The organism is Aeromonas sp. QDB18 (assembly GCF_027705325.1).
GTDB lineage: Bacteria > Pseudomonadota > Gammaproteobacteria > Enterobacterales > Aeromonadaceae > Aeromonas > Aeromonas caviae.
The window spans coordinates 1-20,627 of record NZ_JAPDBQ010000044.1; the positions used below are offsets into that span (position 1 = coordinate 1).

The window sequence follows — 20,627 nt, forward strand, 5'->3', positions numbered from 1 at the left end:
CCGGAACCAGTGATTGGTTCCGGATTGTCCTACAGCAGAAGGATCGGTCAATGGATCCTTAACTGATCAGCATTGCGCCCCAAGGGGCGGCGTTTTTATTGGTCGGCCGGCTTACTGCTTGAGCAGGCTGCCGTCGGTCACCTTGACCGCGGTACCGCCACTTGCGAAGAAGCTGCCGAACTGGGTCTGCATCTCGGTGGTGACGGCGCCGGTCGGATCGAAGTTCTCGTCCGGTGCCAGCAGCGAGCTGTGACCCCCGGCCACGAAGCGGGCCGCTCTGTGGTTGGCGGCGCCGGTGGCGGTCAGCGGTTGCAGGGCCAGGACCTTGAACAGCGGCTCGGTGCCACCCAGGGGGGCGGTGGCGATGCTGTTCGGGATCACCCGATCCGACAGGCTCAGGGCGCCGTCGCCGACGATTTCGGTGGCAAACAGCGGGAAGTCCGCCGCGATGCCGCTCCCCAGGTTGATGGGGTCTGCCGAATCCAGCACCGACTGCGCCGCGAAGCTGTAGCTCTGCAGGGTGCTGGCCGCCGTGGCCTGGGTGGCCGCATCCTGGCTCGGCAGGAACTCGTTGACGAAGCAGGTCGGCACCGCCGTCTTGCAGTTCGGGGCGTAGGCGGTGAAGGCTGCCTTCAGGGCCGCACTGCCAGCGGTCAGCACGCTCATCTGGATGGTCGGGCCGAAAGTCGGCGAGTTCAGCAACAGCGGCGCTATGCCGCCACCCGGCATGGCCAGGCCGCCAGTGTCGAACTTGAACAGGGCGTCTGCCGTCGGGTTGCCAACAGACTGGTTGGCCACCGCCAGCAGGTTGGCCCCCGCGATGGCACCCAGAGAGTGACCCAGGAAGTGTACCTTGAGGCTGCCAGCAGTGCCGATAGCCCCCTTGGCATTGGCCAGCCCCACCGCCAGACGCAGGCCCAGCAGATCCGCCACGCTCTGTTTCAGGTTGTCGCGGGCCACGGTCAGGTAGCTCAGGTTCAGGTAGGGGGTCGGGTTGTCGGAGGTGGTCACCGAGTCCATGCTGCCGGTCAGGGCGAAGCCGCGTTCACCGTGCAACGGATGATCGATCACCACCACGGCCACGTTCTTGCTCGCCTGGGCACCGGCACCAATCTGGCCAAGGGCCAGGGCGTAGGCGTTCTCCTTCACGGAGGTGACGCCGTGCTGATAGATGATCACGTCGGTGATGTTCGCCAGCGGTGCGGCGGCGAAGATCCGCATCGGGACGGACTGCACCTCTTCCAATGCCGGCAGCGGGTTGAAGCGCCCGATATTCATCTCGGGATCCAGCGCCTTGCCGCCGGAGGTGAGGGTCACCCCGATCAACTTGCTCGCCTCCGCCAGCAGCTCGGCCTGACGGCTCGGATCGGCGATGAGTTCGCCCAGCAGGGCCGGATCCACACCCGCCCCCACCAGGCCGCCGATCACTTCGGCATCCTGGGCCTTCAGGGCGTTCGCGATGGCGTAGAGGCTGGGGATGGCACCGTGCCAGGACTGGGTCTTCGCCTTGTCCCAGGAGCCGGCGGTGGTCGGGGAGGAGAGGAAGTAGGGCAGCTTGACGGTGCCGCTGTAGACGGTGGTGCCCAAGGCCAGATTGTGGAGTGGAGTGCCGTCACCAAAAGCGGCGGCAATCGCATCCTTCTGCTCCTGGGGCAGGAAGTTCTCGGCGTCCAGCTGGGTCAGGAAGGGGCTGCCGCCGCTCACCGACAGGGTATAGGTGCCAGGCAGGCTGGTATTGCCCAAGGCGTCCTGCTTCCACAGGGCGGCGGCGTCCAGGGTCGGGCTCTTGAGCACGGATGCGGCCGCCCCTTTCACCGCCACCAGCACGTCGGCGCCGGACTGGGTACCGAACCAGTCGGAGAAGATCACGTGGTCGCTAGTGATGCCGGTGGCAGCCTTGAACAGCCCTTCCTGCAGCGCAATCAGGCCGCTGATGGTCTGCTCCTGGGCGTTGCTGCCGGTGCTGGTCTTGTAGTTGCTGTAGTCGCTACCCGGTCGCAGGGGGGCACCCGTGCTGTCTTTGAGGGTATCGGTCGCCACTATCATGTAGTAGGAAGAGGGGTTGAGCGGCTTGAGCGGCACCAGATTCAGCTTGCCGGTCGTCTCGGCCACCACGAAGTCCACCCCGTAGGTCAGCACCTTTTTCACGCCGCTCGGACGCAGGGCCGCACTGTCAAACTCCAGCTCCATCAGGTAGAGGGGTGCCACGGAGGCTGCGAATTCAGCAGCGGCCGGCGCCTTGACCTGGATGCCGGAGGCCGTCACCGGCACTATCTGGATCGCCTGGGTGGTCGACCAGCCATCCAAGGTAGAGAGGGCGGACACCGGGTTGGAGAGATCCGCCGTTTCCGTGGAGAATTTCAGGGTACCGTCGGTCGCACGGGCTGCCAGGGCGCTGGGTCGGACTGCATTGGAGCCGCTCAGCAGATAATCGAGATAGCTTGAGGTATCGCCTGTGTTGTCGTCACTGCCACCACAACCGCTCAGCAGCGCACTGACGACGGCCGCGTAAATTAGCTTTTTCTTCATATCCTTATCTCTTTTATGTTGTTATCCATGATGAGCCTGACGGGGTAGGGTTCAAACCCGACCGAATCATATTAACAGCAACGCAACAATTAATAAGCCTCTGGTCAGTCATCTGATCTGATTTTTTTGTGTACACCATCAAGGAATTGGAATTGATTCCCGGTGTCACAGGGTAGCAGCCAGGGTACAACAACCAGACCCGACCAGAGCCCGATGGGATCCATGGCGCAAAAAGCCGCCCCGATCTCGGCAAAGGGGACGATTTGTCGGTAGAATGGCGCCATTGCTTAAGGAGACCCCCATGATCGACCCGAAAAAACTGGAAGAGATCGCCAAACAGATACACAACGCCCTGCCCCCCGGCATTCGCAGCATGGGTGAAGAGGTGGAGAAAAAGACCCGTCAGGTCTTGCAGGCCCAGCTCAACAAGCTGGATCTGGTGAGCCGCGAGGAGTTCGACGTGCAGACCAAGGTGCTGCTGCGCACCCGGGAGAAGCTGACCGCCCTCGAGGCCAAGCTGGCCCAGCTCGAGCAGCAGCTCGCTGCCAAGGGCGAATGATCCGGCGTGACCCGCCGTAGATAGCACAAACCCCAGCCAGGCTGGGGTTTGTCGTTTTTATGGGGACAACGAGTTTCTCATCCCCCCTTCTCTCGCAAGACGATAAGGGGGCAGATCGACGCTCTGCGGTTGGCCGTGGTCAGATAAACTCGTAGGCATCGCCGAAGATGCGCTCGGGCTCGGCGCCCAGCACCTTGAACTCTTCCCGCGCGGCACCGGCCATCTCGAAGCGGCCCGCCACATAGATGTCGTAGTCATGCAGGCTGACGAAGTCATCCATGATGGCCTTGTGCACCAGCCCGGTCCTGCCGGTCCAGTCGCTCTCGGGCTCCTGCACCACGGGAATGAAGGTCAGCGGCGCGTAGTCGCGCTCCCACTGCTGCATCTGCTCCAGCTCGTAGAGCCAGTGCGCCTGGCGTACGCCCCAGTAGAGGAACACCGGACGCTTGCTGCCGCTGCCGATCAGGTATTCCAGGATGGCGCGGGCATAGGAGAAGCCGGTGCCGCCCGCCATCAGGATCAGCGGTCGGGGGGATTCGTCGCGCAGGAACGCCTTGCCAGCGGCCAGCTCGACCTCGATCTCTCCCTGCTCGCGCATGCGGGCCAGCACCTGACCGGCATAGGCATTCTCGGGAGTGGCACCGATCTGCAGCTCCAGCACGCCGGAGCGGGTCGGCGAGTTGGCGATGGAGAAGGGGCGCTTGTCCGAATCGCTCATCACCACCAGCAGATACTGGCCCGGCTTGAAGCTCACCTCCTGCTGCGGCGCCAGCGCCACGTGCCAGATGGTGTCGACATATTCGCGCAGTTCCTCTACGCGGCACTTGATACGTTGCATTCTTGTCCTTGTGAGGGGCCTGCCCGGCCCGCTTCGCTCATGGTTTCACTGTTTTTATGGCGACCAGTTGGTGGTCAGGTCCGTCGAGCATACCCAATTCGGCACGGCAATACCGCACTTTTGCGTCACAATGGCCGCGCCGCATCGGGGATCCCTCAGTCGAGGATCTTCAGCTCGTCCCAGATGGCATCGATCTTCTGCTTTACCGCCTCGTCCTGGACGATGGGCTGACCCCACTCCCGGTTGCTCTCCCCCGGCCACTTGTTGGTGGCATCCAGCCCCATCTTGGAGCCGAGCCCGGAGACCGGCGAGGCGAAGTCCAGGTAGTCGATGGGGGTGTGCTCGATCAGGGTGGTGTCCCTGGCCGGGTCCATCCGGGTGGTGATGGCCCAGATCACGTCCTTCCAGTCCCGGGCGTTGATGTCGTCATCGCAGACGATCACGAACTTGGTGTACATGAACTGGCGCAGGAAGGACCAGACCCCCAGCATCACCCGCTTGGCGTGGCCAGGGTAACGCTTCTTGATGGTCACCACCGCCATCCGGTAGGAGCATCCCTCCGGCGGCAGGTAGAAGTCCACTATCTCGGGGAACTGCTTCTGCAACAGCGGCACGAACACCTCGTTGAGCGCCACCCCGAGCACCGCCGGCTCATCGGGCGGACGGCCGGTGTAGGTGCTGTGGTAGATGGCATCCCGGCGCATGGTCATGTGGGTGATGGTGAAGACCGGGAACTCGTCCACTTCGTTGTAGTAGCCGGTGTGATCGCCGTAAGGCCCTTCGGGGGCCATCTCCCCCGGCTCCAGATAGCCTTCCAGCACGATCTCGGCGCTGGCGGGCACCTCCAGATCGCAACTCAGCGCCTTCACCACCTCGGTACGGCTGCCCCGCAGCAGACCGGCAAAGGCGTATTCGGAGAGGCTGTCCGGCACCGGCGTCACCGCGCCCAGGATGGTCGCCGGATCGGCGCCCAGCGCCACCGCCACCGGGAAGCGTTCGCCCGGGTGGGCCTCCTGCCACTCGCGAAAATCAATGGCGCCACCCCGGTGATCCAGCCAGCGCATGATCAGCTTGTTCTTGCCGATCTTTTGCTGGCGATAGATGCCGAGGTTCTGTCGCTTCTTGTAGGGACCGCGGGTGATGGTCAGCCCCCAGGTGACCAGGGGCGCCACATCCCCGGGCCAGCAGTGCTGGATGGGGATCTGATCCAGATCCACCGCGTCCCCTTCCAGCACCACCTGCTGACAGGGGGCCGAAGAGAGCCGCTTGGTCGGCATGTTGAGCACCTGCTTGAAGATGGGCAGCTTCTCCATCAACTCCTTGAGCCCGCGAGGCGGCTCCGGCTCTTTCAGGTAGGAGAGCCAGGTCCCCACCTGGCGCAGGGCGCTGACGTTGGGCTGGCCCATGCCCATGGCAACCCGGTCCGGCGTGCCGAACAGGTTGGTCAACACCGGCATGGTGTAGCCCTTGGGATTCTCAAACAGCAAAGCCGGGCCCCCCGCACGCAGGGTACGGTCGCTGATCTCGGTCATCTCCAGATAGGGGTCTATCTCGCGACTGATGCGCCTGAGCTGTCCGTTTTGTTCCAACTGCGCGATAAAATCACGCAAGTCCTTGTATTTCATGCAAGTACCCCAGCGGGATCAGGTGGTCCCGCATTATAACCCTGGCGGCGTATCCGGTGTACCCGAATCGGACCTCATGACGGACGAGGCGTGTCGCCGCTCCTGAAGCGTCAGCCGGTTTGCCAATTGACCCAGGAGCCTGGGCTCGTCCATCTGCAACAACAGGCCGGCCACCAGCCCGCCATACTGGTGCTTGCCGAGTTCGGCCAGGAGGAACTGCTGGGCCCCGTCCGGCAAGGGGGAGAGACGGCTGAGCTGGTGCAGGGCGGGGACCATCAGGCGGCTGTTCTGGCTGGCGGCGATCAGCAGATCGCTCGCCTCCTGCCCTGAATAAAAGCGGGAAATAGTGTGCAGTGCAGTCAGGCTATCGTGATCCACTGGCTGACGCCACAGCTTGAGGTAGAGTGCCGTCTCCCCGGTCTGTTCGATGAAGTGCAGCAGCAACTGGTTGTCCGGCAGGAAGAGATTGAGGGCGGCAAGCCGCTGCGCCTCCCGACGCAGCACGGATACCGGCTGCCGATCGAGCACCGCCAGCAGGGCCTGCTGCTGCTGTGCCAGCTCGGGATTGCGGCTGTAGTAGACCTGCTTGAAGTCGAAGCGATCCTGCTCCAGCAACTGGCGATAGTTGTCCTGCCAAGCCAGCTGCTGCCAGTGGCTCAGCACCAGCCGGGCCTCGGCGGGGAAGTCATAGGCGGGTAGCTGCACCAGGAAACCGTCCACCTTCCCTTCCACCAGCCATTGTGGCGCCTTGGCCGCTTGTGCCCGCACCCAGGCCAGCAGCGCCGGGCTCGGTGCGCCCGATGACTTGAGCTCACCCAGCAACTGGAACAACAGGAACTCCCGCTGCCCCACCGACAGGGACTCGAGCAACGAGTCCATGGCATCAAACTGCCCGAGCGCCATACGGCCGTCCAGGTACGCCCGATGCCCCTCCAGTCCCTCGTCCGCCACCAGGGGAGCCTGCAATTGCGGCGGGGAATCGGCATGCACCGGGGCCGCCAGCCACAACCAACCCATCCATATGAACAACACCAGCTTCATGACGTCCCTTTCCTTGTGACATCGAGGCTTCATACTACTAAGCCAGCCGTGAAATAGATAAACAAAAACCGCGACCTGGGCCGCGGTTTTGTCATTGAAGAGGCTGTTACTTCTGTTGACGCTTCATGGAGTCGAAGAACTCGTCGTTGGTCTTGGTCGCAGCCAGCTTGTCGATGAGGAACTCGATGCTGTCGATCTCGCCCATGGGGTGAATGATCTTGCGCAGGATCCACATCTTCTGCAGCTCGTCCGGTGCGGTCAGCAGCTCTTCCTTGCGGGTGCCGGAGCGAGTGATGTCGATGGCCGGGTAGACGCGCTTCTCGGCAATCTTGCGCGAGAGGTGCAGTTCCATGTTGCCGGTACCCTTGAACTCTTCGTAGATGACTTCATCCATCTTGGAGCCGGTATCGATCAGCGCGGTGGCGATGATGGTCAGGCTGCCGCCCTCTTCGACGTTGCGCGCCGCACCGAAGAAACGCTTCGGACGGTGCAGGGCGTTGGCATCCACACCACCGGTCAGCACCTTGCCGGAAGACGGGATGACGGTGTTGTAGGCGCGGGCCAGACGGGTGATGGAGTCCAGCAGGATCACCACATCCTTCTTGTGCTCGACCAGACGCTTGGCCTTCTCGATCACCATTTCGGCGACCTGGACGTGACGGGAGGCCGGCTCGTCGAAGGTGGAGGCGATGACTTCGCCCTTCACCATCCGCTGCATCTCGGTCACTTCTTCCGGACGCTCGTCAATCAGCAGCACGATCAGCTCACAATCCGGGTGGTTGTAGGCGATGCTCTGGGCGATGTTCTGCAGCAGCATGGTCTTACCGGCCTTGGGCGGTGCAACGATGAGACCGCGCTGGCCCTTGCCGATCGGGGATGCCAGATCCAGTACACGGGCGGTGATGTCTTCGGTGGAACCGTTGCCACGCTCCATGCGCAGACGCTCGTTGGCGTGCAGGGGAGTGAGGTTTTCAAACAGGATCTTGTTGCGGGAGTTTTCCGGACGGTCGTAGTTGACGTCGTTGACCTTGAGCAGGGCGAAATAGCGCTCACCCTCTTTCGGCGGCCGGATCTTGCCGGAAATGGTATCGCCGGTACGCAGGTTGAAGCGGCGGATCTGGCTCGGGGAGACATAGATGTCATCCGGACCAGCGAGATAAGAGCCGTCTGCACTGCGCAGGAAACCGAAACCGTCGGTCAGGATTTCCAGCACACCGTCGCCAAAGATATCCTCGCCGCCCTTGGCGTGCGCCTTGAGGATTGCAAAGATAATGTCTTTCTTGTGCGCCCGAGCCAGATTTTCCAACCCCATGGATTCGCCAAGCTGGACCAGCTCGGACACAGGAGTGTTCTTAAGTTCAGTCAGATTCATAGTGGTGAAAGTCTGTAAGCAAGGATTGAAATGAGGAGACAGTCTGCTGGATTGATGCTGATCGGATTTGACTTGCCAGGCTGGTAGTTAAGCAAAGAGTCAGGCAAAAAGGTTAGCAAACGAGCGATAAACTAGCACCAATCAGGGTGAGCGTCTAGGTGATAAAACACAAGGAGCGCATTATTGCAATGCGCTCCTTCTTGATTATTACAGGTTGCCGTCCAGGAACTCTTTCAGTTGGGTCTTGGACAGGGCGCCGACCTTGGTCGCTGCCACTTCACCATTCTTGAACAGCAGCAGGGTCGGGATACCACGAATGCCGTACTTGGGCGGAGTGTCGGCGTTATGATCGATGTTCAATTTCGCCACGGTCACGCGACCTTCATATTCCTGAGCAACTTCGTTCAGGATCGGGGCAATCATCTTGCACGGTCCACACCATTCGGCCCAGAAATCGACCAGAACAGGGCTGTCGGCGTTGATTACATCGGCCTCGAAGCTGGCATCGCTCAGCTGAACAATCTTGTCACTCATCTCCAACTCCAGTCAGTAATTAAGGCTTTATTGATGGTTCAACAAAGGCAATAGTTGCCCTATTTGAAATGATCCTGTTTATTATTGCAAGCCTAACCTGATAACCTACCGCCATGAGCAAAACACATCTAACGACCGAAAAATTCGCCCAAATGGGCCTCGAACCCGAAGTTCTGGCTGGTCTGGAATCAAAGGGATTTCACTATTGTACGCCCATCCAGGCACTGTCCCTGCCCCTGCTGGTTGAAGGTCATGACCTCGCCGGTCAGGCTCAGACGGGGACCGGCAAAACCCTGGCTTTCCTGGCGGCGACATTCAACTATTTGCTGACCCATCCGCTGACCAGGCCGCGCCTCATCAACCAGCCCCGCGCCATCATCATGGCCCCGACCCGGGAGCTGGCCGTCCAGATCTATAACGATGCAGAGAGCATGTCAGCCTCCACCGGGCTCAAGCTCGGTCTCGCCTATGGTGGCGAAGGCTACGACAAGCAGCTGGCCGTGCTGGAACAGGGCGTCGACATCCTTATCGGCACCACGGGTCGCATCATCGACTACTTCAAGTCCAAGGTCATCGATCTCGGCAACATCCAGGTCGTGGTACTGGACGAAGCGGATCGCATGTTCGATCTGGGCTTCATCAAGGACATCCGTTTCCTGTTCCGCCGCATGCCCCCCGCCACCGAGCGTCTGAGCATGCTGTTCTCCGCCACCCTCTCCCTGCGGGTGCAGGAGCTGGCCTATGAACACATGAACCACCCGGAACATGTGCAGGTCGAACCGGAACAGATGACCGGCGTGCGGATCAAGGAGGAGCTCTTCTACCCCTCCAACGAAGACAAGATGCTGCTGCTGCTCTCCCTGATGGAAGAGGAGTGGCCCGAGAAAGCCATCGTCTTCGCCAACACCAAGCACGTCTGTGAAGACGTTCACGCCTGGCTGGAGAACGACGGCCACCGCGTCGGCCTGCTGACCGGCGACGTGCCGCAGAAGAAGCGGATGAAGATCCTGGAAGAGTTCACCAAGGGCACCCTGGATATCCTGGTCGCCACCGACGTGGCTGCCCGTGGTCTGCACATCCCCGACGTGACCCACGTCTTCAACTACGACCTGCCCGACGATGCCGAAGACTATGTCCACCGCATCGGTCGTACCGGTCGCGCAGGCAAAAGCGGTCACTCCATCAGCCTGGCCTGTGAAGACTATGCCTTCAACCTGCCGGCCATCGAGGATTACATCCACCACCCCATCCCGGTCAGCAAGTATGACCGCGAGGCGCTGCTGGATGACGTCACCGCGCCGAAACGGGTGTTCCGCAACCGCCAGCCGGTGAACCGCAACATGCGGGATCGCCAGGGCGGTGGCAACAGCAACAACCGTCGTCGTCCCCCCCGCAAGAACTGAGGGATCGGCCAAGTTGCACAACTCGCCTCTCTATGCCGCCATCGACCTCGGCTCCAACAGCTTTCACATGCTGGTGGTGCGCGAGGTCGCCGGTGCCCTGCGCACCGTCACCAAGGTCAAACGCAAGGTACGCCTCGCCGCCGGCCTCGATGCCGATTTTCGCCTCAACCGTGCCGCCATGGAGCGGGGCTGGGATTGTCTGCGCCTCTTCTCCGAGCAGTTGCAGGACATCCCGTCCGACAATATCCGGGTAGTGGGCACCGCCACCCTGCGCCTGGCCACCAACGTCGACGAATTCATCAGCGAAGCGGAACGGGTGCTCAACCACAGCATCGAGATCATCTCGGGCGAGGAAGAAGCCAAGACCATCTATGAAGGTGTCTCCTGGACGTCGGCAGGGGAAGGCAACCGGCTGGTAATCGACATCGGCGGCGCCAGCACCGAGCTGGTGATCGGCGAGCAGAGCGAAGCCAAGCTGCTCAACAGCCTGCACATGGGCTGCGTCACCTGGCTCAACAACCACTTCGGTGATGGCGAGCTCTCCGAGACGCGCTTCAACCAGGCCATTGCCGCCGCCAAGGCGGTACTGGAGAAAGTGGCTGCGGACTACCGTGTCCTCGGCTGGCGCACCTGCGTCGGCGCCTCCGGCACCGTCCAGGCGCTGCAGGAGATCATGCTGGCCCAGGGCAAGAGCGAGCGGGTCACCCTGCCCAAGTTGCAAGAGCTGATGGGTCAGGCCATCGCCTGCGGCAGAGTCGATCAGTTGCAGCTCGAAGGGCTGGCGGCCGAACGGCTGACCGTGTTCCCCTCCGGTCTCGCCATCCTGATCGCCATCTTCGAGACCCTCGACATCGAGAGCATGACCCTGGCGGGCGGTGCCCTGCGTGAAGGACTCATCTACGGCCTGCTCGGCAACAATCACGACTGTGATGCCCGGGATCGCACCGCCGACAGCCTGATCAGCCGCTACCAGCTGGACAAGGAGCACGCCGAGCGGGTGCGCGACACCGCCATCCAGGCCTTCACCCAGCTGCAGCCGGCCTGGCGCCTCTCCAAGCGCTACGGTCGCCCGATCCTGCGCTATGCGGCCCTGCTGCACGAAATTGGTCTGTGCATCGAGTACAAGAAGGCGCCGCAACACGCCGCTTACATCATCGACAACATCGACATGCCGGGCTTCACCCCGGCCCAGAAGAAGCTGCTGTCGGCCCTGCTGCTCAACCAGCGGGACGACTTCAAGCTGGAGCCGCTGGAGAAACAGGGAGCCGTGACGGCTCGCCAGGCGATCCGGCTGGCCCGCATCCTGCGCATCTCCCTGATCCTCTGCATGCGCCGCACCCAGGGTACAGTGCCCCAGTTCATGCTGCAGGCCGATGAGGATGCCCTGACCCTGACCCTGCCCAGGGGCTGGCTGGACGAGCACTACCTGCGGGCCAGCGAGCTGCGCCTGGAAGTGGAGCGCCAGCAGAAGATGGGCTGGTCCACCCGCCTGCTGGAAGCCTGAACGGGCGCCCTGCGCCCGCTTCGCTTCTTTTCCCGCCCGTTCCGACAATCCCTTTCGCAGCCATCATTGGCGCCATTCAACGCCTTACCGTTGATTTTATTGTACTTTCAACCCAATTCCGGTTCTCCGCTCCCCCCTGCCATCTAGCCTGTGCCAGCGGCTCGGCTAGAGTTGAGTTGTCTCTCTCACAGGAACGGAAACCATGAAACATTTACCCCTGATAGCCCTGACTGCCCTGCTGACCGCCTGCGGTGGCGGCAGTGACGACAACAGCCAGCAGAATGCCGAGATGTCCCTGGCCTTCTCCGATGCCCCGGTGGATTCGGTCAGCAAGGTCTGCATCGCCGTCTCCAACATCAGCATCCACCCCGTCTCGGGGAGCGAGCTGGCCTGGACCACCGCCAGCTTCCTGACATCGGCCCAGGACGATGGCTGCACGCCGACGGGAGAGATCATCCCTCTGGACGCCTCAGGCCACCCCCTGTTCACCTATATCGATCTGCTGAAATACCCGGGCTCCAGCAGCCGCCCCCTGCTGGCCAGCCAGAGCGTGGTCCCCGGCGACTACAGCCAGATGCGGCTGCGGATCCTGGATGGCCGGGATGCAGGCAATCAATTCCCGGATGGCACACCCTACTCCTACGTCCTGCAGGATGACAGCGTGATCAAGCCGCTGGAGGTGCCGAGCAACGAGCTCAAGCTGGATGCCTTCACCATAGCCGCCAACGGCCTCAGCGCCTTCACCACAGAGTTCGACCTGCGCCACTCCATGGTGCTGCCGGGCCACGAGGAGCATTACAAGCTCAAGCCCAGAGGGGTGCGACTGGTGAACAACACCGAGGTCGCCACCGTCAGGGGCACGGTGGCGGCAGGGCTTTGCGGCGGCCAGCTCACCGACAAGGCCTTCGTCTACTTCTACGACGAACTGCGCCCTGTGGGAGATGACGCCTATCCCGACATGGCCGACCTCGACAACGGCTTCTACGCCAGCGCCCCCGTCGTTCCCCTGACGGGTGGTGGTTACGGCTACGAGCTGGGCTTCGTCAACCTCGGCAGCTACGACATGGTGCTGGTCTGCAACGGCGACGAGGATGATCCCGAGCTGGCCAACGACCCGCTGCAGCTGGAGCAGGTGCTGAAGGCGCAGCCGGTGACGGCCCCGACCACCAGCATCAATTTCCAGTGACGGGCCTGGGGCCGAGGTAGGAGAAGCACCATGACAGGGTATCAACCCATCAGTTGCGACCTCTACGACTGGCTCGAGATCGCCGCCCGCTGGCAGCTGCCGGTCACCCTCACCGGTCGGGACGGCCGCCTGTGGGCAGACAGGATCCGCACCATCGAGGCCAGAGAAGGCGTCGAGTACCTGCTATTGCAAGGTGGCGAGCGCCTCAGCCTGGCGGATCTGGCGAGTCTGGAGCTGCTCTGGCAGGGGGAAGAGAAGCGGATCCGCTTCTAGCCGCCGAGTGCGAACAACGAAAGAGGGCCCGCGCTGCGGGCCCTCTTGCTATCTGACACCTTGACTCAAGCGCGCTCGATTCAGCCTGCCGCCAGCGCCGCCATCACATAGACGTCGAAGCGGTTGCTCTTGGTCTCGATGGCCATGCTCGGCTTCTGCTCGTTGAGCCAGCCCGCGTAGTCCGGCCGCTTCACCACCACCCGTTTCTCCGCCATCCTGAGCGCCGCCGGCAGCAAGGCGTCGGCGTCCAGATCGGCCCCCACCAGGGACTGGAACACCCGCATCTCTTTTTTCACCAGCGCCGACTTCTGCTTGTGGGGGAACATGGGATCCAGGTAGATGACCTCGGGCAGTTCGGTCAGCGCCAGCAGGGTCTCCACCGCCGGCCCGTGCAGCAGCTGCATCCGCTCGCGCACCCAGGGGCCTATCTCGGGATCCTGGCCCGCCCGCGCCAGGCCGTCCTGCAGCAGGGCCGCCACCACGGGGCTGCGCTCGATCAGGGTCACCCTGCAGCCGAGGGAGGCGAGCACGAAGGCGTCACGGCCGAGCCCGGCGGTGGCGTCCACCACGGTCGGCATGGCCCCCGACTTCAGCCCCACCGCCTTGGCGATGGACTGGCCGCGACCACCGCCGAACTTGCGGCGATGGGCCACAGCCCCTTCGATGAAGTCCACATAGACGGCCCCCAGCTTGGGCTCGTCCAGCTTGCGCAGCTCCAGCCGTGCCTCGGTCAGCACCAGCGCGAAGGGGGCCGGAAACTCCACCCCGGCCAGCCGCAGCCGCAGGGCGTCGAGCTCGCCATCGCGGGCGGGGACTTCACTGAAAACCTGAATATGGGGCATAACACGGACTCATCACGGCGCAGGAGCCGGCATGATAGCAGAAGCGGGAGATCAGCTCACCGTGGTCAGGTTCATCCCCTGACGGTTGAGGCCCAGGTACTCCACCAGATCGTCATAGGGCAGCGGACGGCTGAGCAGGTAGCCCTGGGTGAAGGCACAGCCCTTCAGGCAGAGGAAGTTCAGCTGCTCCCGGGTCTCCACCCCTTCGATCACCACCTGCATGCCGAGGTTGTGCACTATGTTGATGATGCCGTCGAGCAGCAGCCTGTCCTGCTCGTTGAAGGGGATGTGGCGCACGAAGGAGCGGTCGATCTTCACCAGATCCACCGGGAAGGTGCGCAGGTAGTTGAGGGCCGAGTAGCCGGTGCCGAAGTCGTCGATGGCCAGCTTGCAGCCCGCCTCGCGCAGGGCATCGATCCGCACCCTGTGCTGATCGCTGGTCTCCATCAGCAGAGATTCGGTGATCTCGATGATGATGTCCGCCGGATCCAGCTCGAAGTGGCGGATCACCCTGAGCCACTCGTTGGCCTCCGGGTCTATGGTCTGGAACTCCAGGGTGGAGCGGTTGATGGACATCTGCAGATCCGGGAAGCCGGACTGCTGCAATCTGGCCAGATCCCGGCAAGACTGCCACAGCACCAGGGCACCCAGCCCCTGGATGAGCCCCGCCTCTTCCGCCAGCGGGATGAAATCCGCCGGTGAGACCTGACCCCAGTGGGGGTGATACCAGCGCACCAGGGCCTCCAGCTTGGCGACCCGGCCGCTGCGGTTGTCCCAGATGGGCTGGTAGGCCATGGTCAGCTGGCCCAGCTTGATGGCCTCCGCCAGATCGTGCTGCATCTGGTGGCGCTGGCTCACCTCTTCCCGCATGGAGGCGTTGTAGGTGCCGAGGGGGCGTCCCTGGCGCTTGGCGACGAACAGGGCCTGCTCGGCATTGCGCAAGAGCTCGTCGCTGTCGCCGCCGTCATTGGGACAGAGGGTGATCCCCAGGGTGGCGGTCACATAGAGGTGCTGGTTGGCCAGCATGAAGGGACGGGCAAAACCGCCGATCACCTGCTTGGCAAACACCTCGGCCTGACGGCGGTTGACGATGCCGGGCACCAGGAAGGCAAACTCGTCGCCGCCGATGCGGGCCACTAGGTCCTCGGTGCGCACCCGGCTCACCAGCCGATCCGATACTTCCCGCAGCAGGGCGTCGCCCACATGGTGATCCATGCTGTTGTTGACCGCCTTGAAGTTGTTGAGGTCGAGCACCATGAGGGCGAAGCGCTCCCCCCGCTCGCAGAAGCGGGCCAGACAGCGACCGAACAGCCAGCGGTTGGGCAGGCCGGTGAGGTTGTCGTAGTTGGCCTGGGCGGCGATCTTCTGCTCCGCCAGCTTGGTCTGGGAAAGATCGCTGAAGATGGCGATGTACTGACTGATCTTGCCCCCTTCCCGCACGGCGCTGATCATCAGCTGCTGGGGATAGAGCTTGCCGTTCTTGCGCTTGTTCCACACCTCCCCACGCCAGATCCCCACCCGCTCCAGGGCGTGGTACATGTCCGCATAGAAGGTCTGATCGTGCAGTCCGGACTTGAGCATGCTGGGCCGCTGGCCACACGCCTCCTCCTCGCTGTAACCGGTGATCTTCTCGAAGGCCGGATTGACCGAGATGATGCGACTGTCGGCATCGCACACCAGAATGGCTTCGGAGAGGTTGTCATAGACCCGGTGGGAGAGCTTGAGCTGCTCCGCATGGCGCCTGATGGGATCGATGTTCTCCAGCACCACCATGAGATAGTCGGGGTGCATCTGCTCGTTGCGGATCAGGGTCACCGTCACCCGTCCCCACAGGACGGTCCCATCCCGATGGAGATAACGCTTCTCCTGGGTAAACGCGGGACGCTCCCCCCGCTTGAGGGCGTCGTAGAGCGCAATGCTGGTCTGCCAGTCGTCCGGATGGTTGATTTCGGCGACGGTGAGCTGTTGCAGCTCCTCCTGGCTGTAGCCGAGCATCTTCTCGATGGCCGGGTTCGCCCAGAGGATCTTGCCGCCCAGATCCACCTTGCCGATGCCCACGGGCGCATGGGACATCATGGTGTCCAGGAAGTGGTGATGTTCCGGTTGCGCCGGCTGCTCCTGGCTCTGGCGCTGCTGATACATCAGCGCCAGTTCACGACCGGCGAGCGGGGCCAGCAGACGCAGCAGGCCCACTATCTTCTCCATTCTCGGCATGGCCCGCTTGAACATGACGCTGCACAGGCCGATGGTCTCTCCCTCGGCGTTCTTGAGCGCGACGCCGGCATAGGCTCTCACCTCGCAGCGCTCCAGCACGGCGGCGTGGGGGAACAGCTGGCGGGTGCGATCACTGAACCAGGCTTCACCCTGTTGCATGGCGATCTCCCCCGGAGTGTCGGCGAGGGGGAAGCTGTAGGAGTTGATGTCGAGGGAGGCGGGATAGGCGGCATGCACGGTAAAGAACAGACCCGCCTGATCCTTGCCGGACACCAGGACGAAGTCAGCCCCCACCGCGTTGGCGATTTCACTCACAAAGGCATCAAAATATCCCTGACCACTCGAATGAGACAGGCTGGAGATGATTTGATAGACAGACTCGAGTGCTCGCCTCATGGCAAGGTTCTTTCTCTCCCTGGAAGGTAGAACCCGACTCTACTGAAGAGGCGGGGACAGTGCAAACATGCACTCCGCAAGATATTAAAAAGGCTTGGAAAAAGGGACCAAAAGGTCCCTTTTTCTATCAAAAATCACGTTTCGATCCCACTATGCCGCAAATGTGTACCTGCTTGAAGCTCCCGCAGTGGCGCGGCAGCTCATCCAATCGAGGCTCACTGTGGCGGCGGGACCTCACGCGGCGATACCGCTGTGACGCAGCAGCGCATCCACCTGGGGCTCCCGGCCACGGAAGGCACGGAACAGCTCCATCGGCTCCCTGGAGCCGCCCTTTTCCAGAATGTTCTTCAGGAAGGAGTGGCCCGTGGCCGGGTTGAAGATCCCCTCCTCCTCGAAGCGGGAGAAGGCGTCGGCAGAGAGTACCTCGGCCCACTTGTAGCTGTAGTAGCCCGCCGCGTAGCCGCCCGCGAAGATGTGGGAGAAGCTGTGCTGGAAGCGGTTGAACGCCGGAGGCGTCATCACGGCGACCTGGCTGCGCACCTCATCCAGCAGCGCAGGGATCTGATCCGCTCTGGTCGGGTCAAAGGTCTGGTGCAGACGGAAGTCGAACAGGGCGAACTCCAGCTGGCGCAGCATCTGCATCGCCGCCTGGAAGTTGCGGGCGGTCAGCATCTTCTCCAGCAGATCGGCGGGCAGCGGCTCCCCGGTCTCGTAATGGCCGGAGATGAAGGCCAGCGCCTCGGATTCCCAGCACCAGTTCTCGAGGAACTGGCTCGGCAGCTCCACCGCATCCCAGGCCACGCCGTTGATGCCAGCCACGCCAGCCACATCGATGCGGGTCAGCATGTGGTGAATGCCGTGGCCGAACTCGTGGAACAGGGTGACCACTTCGTTGTGGGTAAACAGGGCCGGCTTGCCGTCCACCGGGCCGTTGAAGTTGCAGGTCAGGTAGGCCACCGGCTTTTGCAGGGAGCCGTCCTGACGGTAGCGGCGACCCAGGCAGACATCCATCCAGGCGCCGCCCTGCTTGTGCTCGCGGGCATAGAGATCCAGGTAGAAGCTGCCGCGCAGCTCGTCATCGGCGTCAAAGATGTCGTAGAAGCGCACATCCGGGTGCCAGGTGTCGATGCCGAGACGCTCGCGTACCTTCATGCCGAACACCCGCTTGACCACCTCGAACAGCCCCTTCACGACCCGGCCGGCGGGGAAATAAGGACGCAACTGCTCATCAGAGACCGAAAACTTGTGCTGTTTGAGCTTTTCTGCGTAATAGGCAAGATCCCAGGCCGCCAGTTCGTCCTGACCGTGCTGCTCGGCGGCAAAGGCGCGGATCTCCTCCAGCTCCGCCTTGCCTTGGGGCAGGGACTTGGCAGCCAGGTCGGTGAGGAACTCCACCACCTGCTCCGGCTTGTCCGCCATCTTGGTCGCGAGGGAGAGCTCGGCATAGTTGGCAAAGCCCAGCAGTCGGGCCAGCTCCCGGCGCAGGGTGAGCAACTCGGTCATGATGGCGGAGTTGTCCCACTTGCCAGCGTTGGGGCCCTGGTCGGAGGCGCGGGTGGTGAAGGCCTCATACAGCTCGGCACGCAGGGCGCGGCTGTCGGCATACATCATCACCGGCAGGTAGGAGGGGATGTCCAGGGTGAACAGCCACCCCTCCTTGCCCTTGAGTTCGGCCATCTGGCGCGCGGCAGCCTGGGCGCTCGCGGGCAGACCAGCCAGCTCGGCCTCGTCGGTCACCAGCTTGTGCCAGCCCTGGGTCGCGTCCAGCACGTTGTTGCTGAAACGGGAGGCGAGCTCCGAGAGGCGGGCCTGGATCTCGCCGTAACGCTGCTGCGCCTCGGCAGGCAGACCGATGCCAGAGAGGCGGAAATCGCGCAGGGTGTTCAGGATCTCCTTGCGCTGGGCATCATCCAGCCGGGGGAAGTCATCGCTCTCGGAGAGGGCCAGATAGGCTTGATAGAGCCCTTCATGCTGACCGACATAGGTCTGGAATTCGGAAAGCAGCGGCAGGCAGGCATCGTGAGCCGCCCGCAGCGCCTCGCTGTTCTGCACGGCGTTGAGGTGGCTGATGGGGGACCAGATCCGGGAGAGGCGGTCGTTGACCTCTTCCAGCGGGGCGATCAGGCTGTCCCAGGTGTGAGGCTCCTTCTGGGCCAGCACATCCTCAATCTTCTGTTTGCAATCGGCGATGGCCTGCGTCACGGCAGGTTGCACCTGATCGGGCTGGATCTGGCTGAAGGGAGGCAGCGAGTCCATTGTCAGCAAAGGGTTAGTCATCTGCGGTACCTCTAAATGCTCTGCAGCCCCTGCCGTCCAGAAGCCTGCTTGGACCATCTAAGATGTAGGCAGAAACCCCATTTATCAAGCCTTTGCCGCCAAGAGACGGGCTTGTTGCCCACTTTTTCAGGCATTTTGTTCATAAAACCAGCACTTCATCTGCCAGAGACGACAATGCCGGCCCGAGGGCCGGCATTGTGAGGGCATGGACACTCCCCGCCTCAGCGTCGGGCGTCCTCTTTCAACCACTGGGCGACCCGCTTGGCGAAGTAGGTGAGGATGCCATCGGCCCCGGCCCGCTTGAAGCAGAGCAGGGATTCCATCACGCACTCTTTCTCCTTGAGCCAGCCATTCTGGATCGCCGCCATGTGCATGGCGTACTCGCCGCTCACCTGATAGGCGAAGGTCGGCACGCCGAACTGATCCTTCACCCGGCGGATGATGTCCAGGTAGGGCATGCCCGGCTTGACCATCACGCTGTCCGCCCCTTCGGCGATGTCGAGGGCCACCTCGTGCAGGGCTTCGTTGCCGTTGGCCGGGTCCATCTGGTAGGTGGCCTTGTTGCTCTTGCCGAGGTTGGCGGCGGAGCCCACCGCATCGCGGAACGGGCCGTAGTAGTGGGAGGCGTACTTGGCGGAGTAGGCCATGATCTGCACGTTGACGAAGCCATTCTCCTCCAGCGCCGCGCGGATGGCACCGATGCGGCCGTCCATCATGTCGGACGGTGCCACCATGTCGGCCCCGGCGGCGGCATGGGAGAGCGCCTGCTTCACCAGGATCTCGGTGGTGATGTCGTTCTGCACATAGCCTTCGTCATCGATGATGCCGTCCTGGCCATGGGTGGTGAAGGGGTCGAGCGCCACATCGGTGATGACCCCGAGCTCCGGGAAGCGAGCCTTGAGGGCACGGGTCGCCCGCTGGGCCAGGGCATCCGGGTTGTAAGCCTCTTCCGCCATCAGACTCTTTCTCTCCAGCGGCGTCACCGGGAACAGGGCCACCGCCGGCACACCCAGGGCCACCAGTTCGGCGGCCTCTTCGAGCAGCAGATCGATGGAGAGCCTGTCCACCCCCGGCATGGAGGCAACGGCCTCTCGCTGACCCTCCCCCTCCAGCACGAACACGGGATAGATGAGATCGTCGACGGTCAGTACGTTCTCTCGCACCAGGCGGCGGCTGAAGTCATGTTTGCGCACCCGGCGCAGGCGACGGCCCGGGAAGGCCCCAGGAAGAGTTGTGGCCATGAATCACTCCAAAAGCGGAAGTTGGAAGAATGCGGCGGAGGTGGCCCGGGTATGGGCCAGCAAGGCCTCGGGCGCTTCACCACGGCAGGCCGCCACCACCTGGGCGATGTGCGGCAAAAAAGCGGGTTCGTTGCGTTTGGGCCTGGGTTTCAGATCCCGCGGCACCAGGTAGGGGGCGTCCGTCTCTATCATCAGGCGACCCGCCGGAATGCGGGCCACCTGCTCGCGCAGCAGCTGGCCACGGCGCTCGTCACAGAGCCAGCCGGTCACCCCGATATGCAGCCCCAGCGCCAGGCACTCGTCCAGCTCGGCGTCGGAGCCGGTGAAGCAGTGCAGCACGGCCCCCGGCAGGCGGGGCAACCAGGGGCGCAGGATCTCGACGAATTTGTCATGGGCATCGCGGCAGTGGAGAAACACCGGCATCCCGAGCTCGGCGGCGAGCGCCAGCTGGGCGTCAAACACCGCATCCTGCACCGGGCGGGGGGAGAAGTCCCGGTTGTAGTCGAGACCGCACTCGCCGATAGCCACCACCTGGGGCAGGGCCGCCAGTTCGCGCAGGGCGGGCAGGGTCGCCTCATCGACGCTTTTGGCATCATGGGGATGTACCCCGGCGGTGGAGAAGCAGTAACCGGGCCAGCGGGCGGCCAATGCGGCACTTTCGCGGCTGCCGGCCAGATCGGTGCCGGTCAGGATCAGGGCTTCCACCCCGGCGGCGCGCGCGCGTTCCACCAGGTCGGCTTGTTCGCCTGCGAACTGGCTGCTGGTCAGGTTCAAACCGATGTCGATCATGGAG

The 20,627-nt window shown here is 62.9% G+C and carries 16 protein-coding genes; 5 read left to right on the forward strand and 11 right to left on the reverse strand.

Translation table 11 applies throughout. From position 1 onward, the window contains the following. Positions 1-111: 111 nt before the first annotated feature. The gene (locus OKC30_RS09065) at positions 112-2,529 is read right to left on the reverse strand and encodes a VolA/Pla-1 family phospholipase (protein WP_053288913.1); all 2,418 of its coding nucleotides are present in this window, start codon (positions 2,527-2,529) and stop codon (positions 112-114) included. A 301-nt stretch (positions 2,530-2,830) separates the two neighbouring features. On the opposite strand from OKC30_RS09065, the gene ubiK reads away from it, so the two are divergent. After that, entirely contained in the window at positions 2,831-3,088 is a 258-nt protein-coding gene (ubiK, locus tag OKC30_RS09070) for a ubiquinone biosynthesis accessory factor UbiK (protein ID WP_010672374.1), read from the forward strand. Between the two features lie 139 nt (positions 3,089-3,227). Here ubiK and fre read toward each other — a convergent pair whose 3' ends face one another. The 5 genes from fre to trxA form a co-directional block, all read right to left on the reverse strand. Beyond that, positions 3,228-3,926: an NAD(P)H-flavin reductase gene (gene fre, locus OKC30_RS09075; RefSeq protein WP_010672373.1), complete on the reverse strand. Its 699-nt coding sequence runs from the start codon at positions 3,924-3,926 to the stop codon at positions 3,228-3,230. A 155-nt stretch (positions 3,927-4,081) separates the two neighbouring features. Beyond that, the gene (ubiD, locus tag OKC30_RS09080; RefSeq protein ID WP_010672372.1) at positions 4,082-5,551 is read right to left on the reverse strand and encodes a 4-hydroxy-3-polyprenylbenzoate decarboxylase; all 1,470 of its coding nucleotides are present in this window, start codon (positions 5,549-5,551) and stop codon (positions 4,082-4,084) included. Between the two features lie 33 nt (positions 5,552-5,584). Continuing rightward, positions 5,585-6,592, reverse strand: coding sequence for a hypothetical protein (locus OKC30_RS09085; protein ID WP_119197143.1), 1,008 nt, complete (start codon positions 6,590-6,592; stop codon positions 5,585-5,587). A 106-nt stretch (positions 6,593-6,698) separates the two neighbouring features. Next, on the reverse strand, positions 6,699-7,964 hold the full coding sequence (gene rho / locus OKC30_RS09090) for a transcription termination factor Rho (protein ID WP_010672370.1): 1,266 nt from the start codon (positions 7,962-7,964) through the stop codon (positions 6,699-6,701). A gap of 207 nt (positions 7,965-8,171) precedes the next feature. Beyond that, positions 8,172-8,498 carry a thioredoxin TrxA gene (trxA, locus tag OKC30_RS09095; protein ID WP_010672369.1) on the reverse strand — a complete coding sequence of 109 codons (327 nt, stop codon included), beginning with the start codon at positions 8,496-8,498 and terminating at the stop codon, positions 8,172-8,174. A gap of 113 nt (positions 8,499-8,611) precedes the next feature. Between trxA and rhlB the strand changes: the two genes are divergently transcribed. From rhlB to OKC30_RS09115, 4 genes are all read left to right on the forward strand, one after another. After that, positions 8,612-9,901: an ATP-dependent RNA helicase RhlB gene (gene rhlB / locus OKC30_RS09100; RefSeq protein ID WP_042864702.1), complete on the forward strand. Its 1,290-nt coding sequence runs from the start codon at positions 8,612-8,614 to the stop codon at positions 9,899-9,901. A 13-nt stretch (positions 9,902-9,914) separates the two neighbouring features. Further along, on the forward strand, positions 9,915-11,405 hold the full coding sequence (gppA, locus tag OKC30_RS09105) for a guanosine-5'-triphosphate,3'-diphosphate diphosphatase (protein ID WP_104455035.1): 1,491 nt from the start codon (positions 9,915-9,917) through the stop codon (positions 11,403-11,405). Between the two features lie 202 nt (positions 11,406-11,607). Continuing rightward, positions 11,608-12,591, forward strand: coding sequence for a DUF4382 domain-containing protein (locus tag OKC30_RS09110; protein WP_104455034.1), 984 nt, complete (start codon positions 11,608-11,610; stop codon positions 12,589-12,591). Positions 12,592-12,621: 30 nt separating this feature from the next. Further along, complete coding sequence (locus OKC30_RS09115) at positions 12,622-12,864, forward strand: Rho-binding antiterminator (protein WP_104455033.1); 243 nt, start codon at positions 12,622-12,624, stop codon at positions 12,862-12,864. Between the two features lie 80 nt (positions 12,865-12,944). Here the strand turns inward: OKC30_RS09115 and OKC30_RS09120 are convergent, their stop codons facing one another. From OKC30_RS09120 to OKC30_RS09140, 5 genes are all read right to left on the reverse strand, one after another. Further along, on the reverse strand, positions 12,945-13,706 hold the full coding sequence (locus OKC30_RS09120; protein WP_234928685.1) for a class I SAM-dependent methyltransferase: 762 nt from the start codon (positions 13,704-13,706) through the stop codon (positions 12,945-12,947). Positions 13,707-13,757: 51 nt separating this feature from the next. After that, positions 13,758-16,316: a putative bifunctional diguanylate cyclase/phosphodiesterase gene (locus OKC30_RS09125; RefSeq protein WP_119197142.1), complete on the reverse strand. Its 2,559-nt coding sequence runs from the start codon at positions 16,314-16,316 to the stop codon at positions 13,758-13,760. A gap of 234 nt (positions 16,317-16,550) precedes the next feature. Continuing rightward, on the reverse strand, positions 16,551-18,593 hold the full coding sequence (gene prlC / locus OKC30_RS09130) for an oligopeptidase A (protein WP_043155404.1): 2,043 nt from the start codon (positions 18,591-18,593) through the stop codon (positions 16,551-16,553). Between the two features lie 221 nt (positions 18,594-18,814). Further along, positions 18,815-19,834, reverse strand: a complete 1,020-nt coding sequence (gene hemB / locus OKC30_RS09135; RefSeq protein WP_039041081.1) for a porphobilinogen synthase — start codon at positions 19,832-19,834, stop codon at positions 18,815-18,817. A gap of 3 nt (positions 19,835-19,837) precedes the next feature. After that, positions 19,838-20,623 (reverse strand): TatD family hydrolase, encoded by a 786-nt coding sequence (locus OKC30_RS09140; protein ID WP_041212047.1) that lies wholly within the window; start codon positions 20,621-20,623, stop codon positions 19,838-19,840. Between the last annotated feature and the right edge of the window lie 4 nt (positions 20,624-20,627).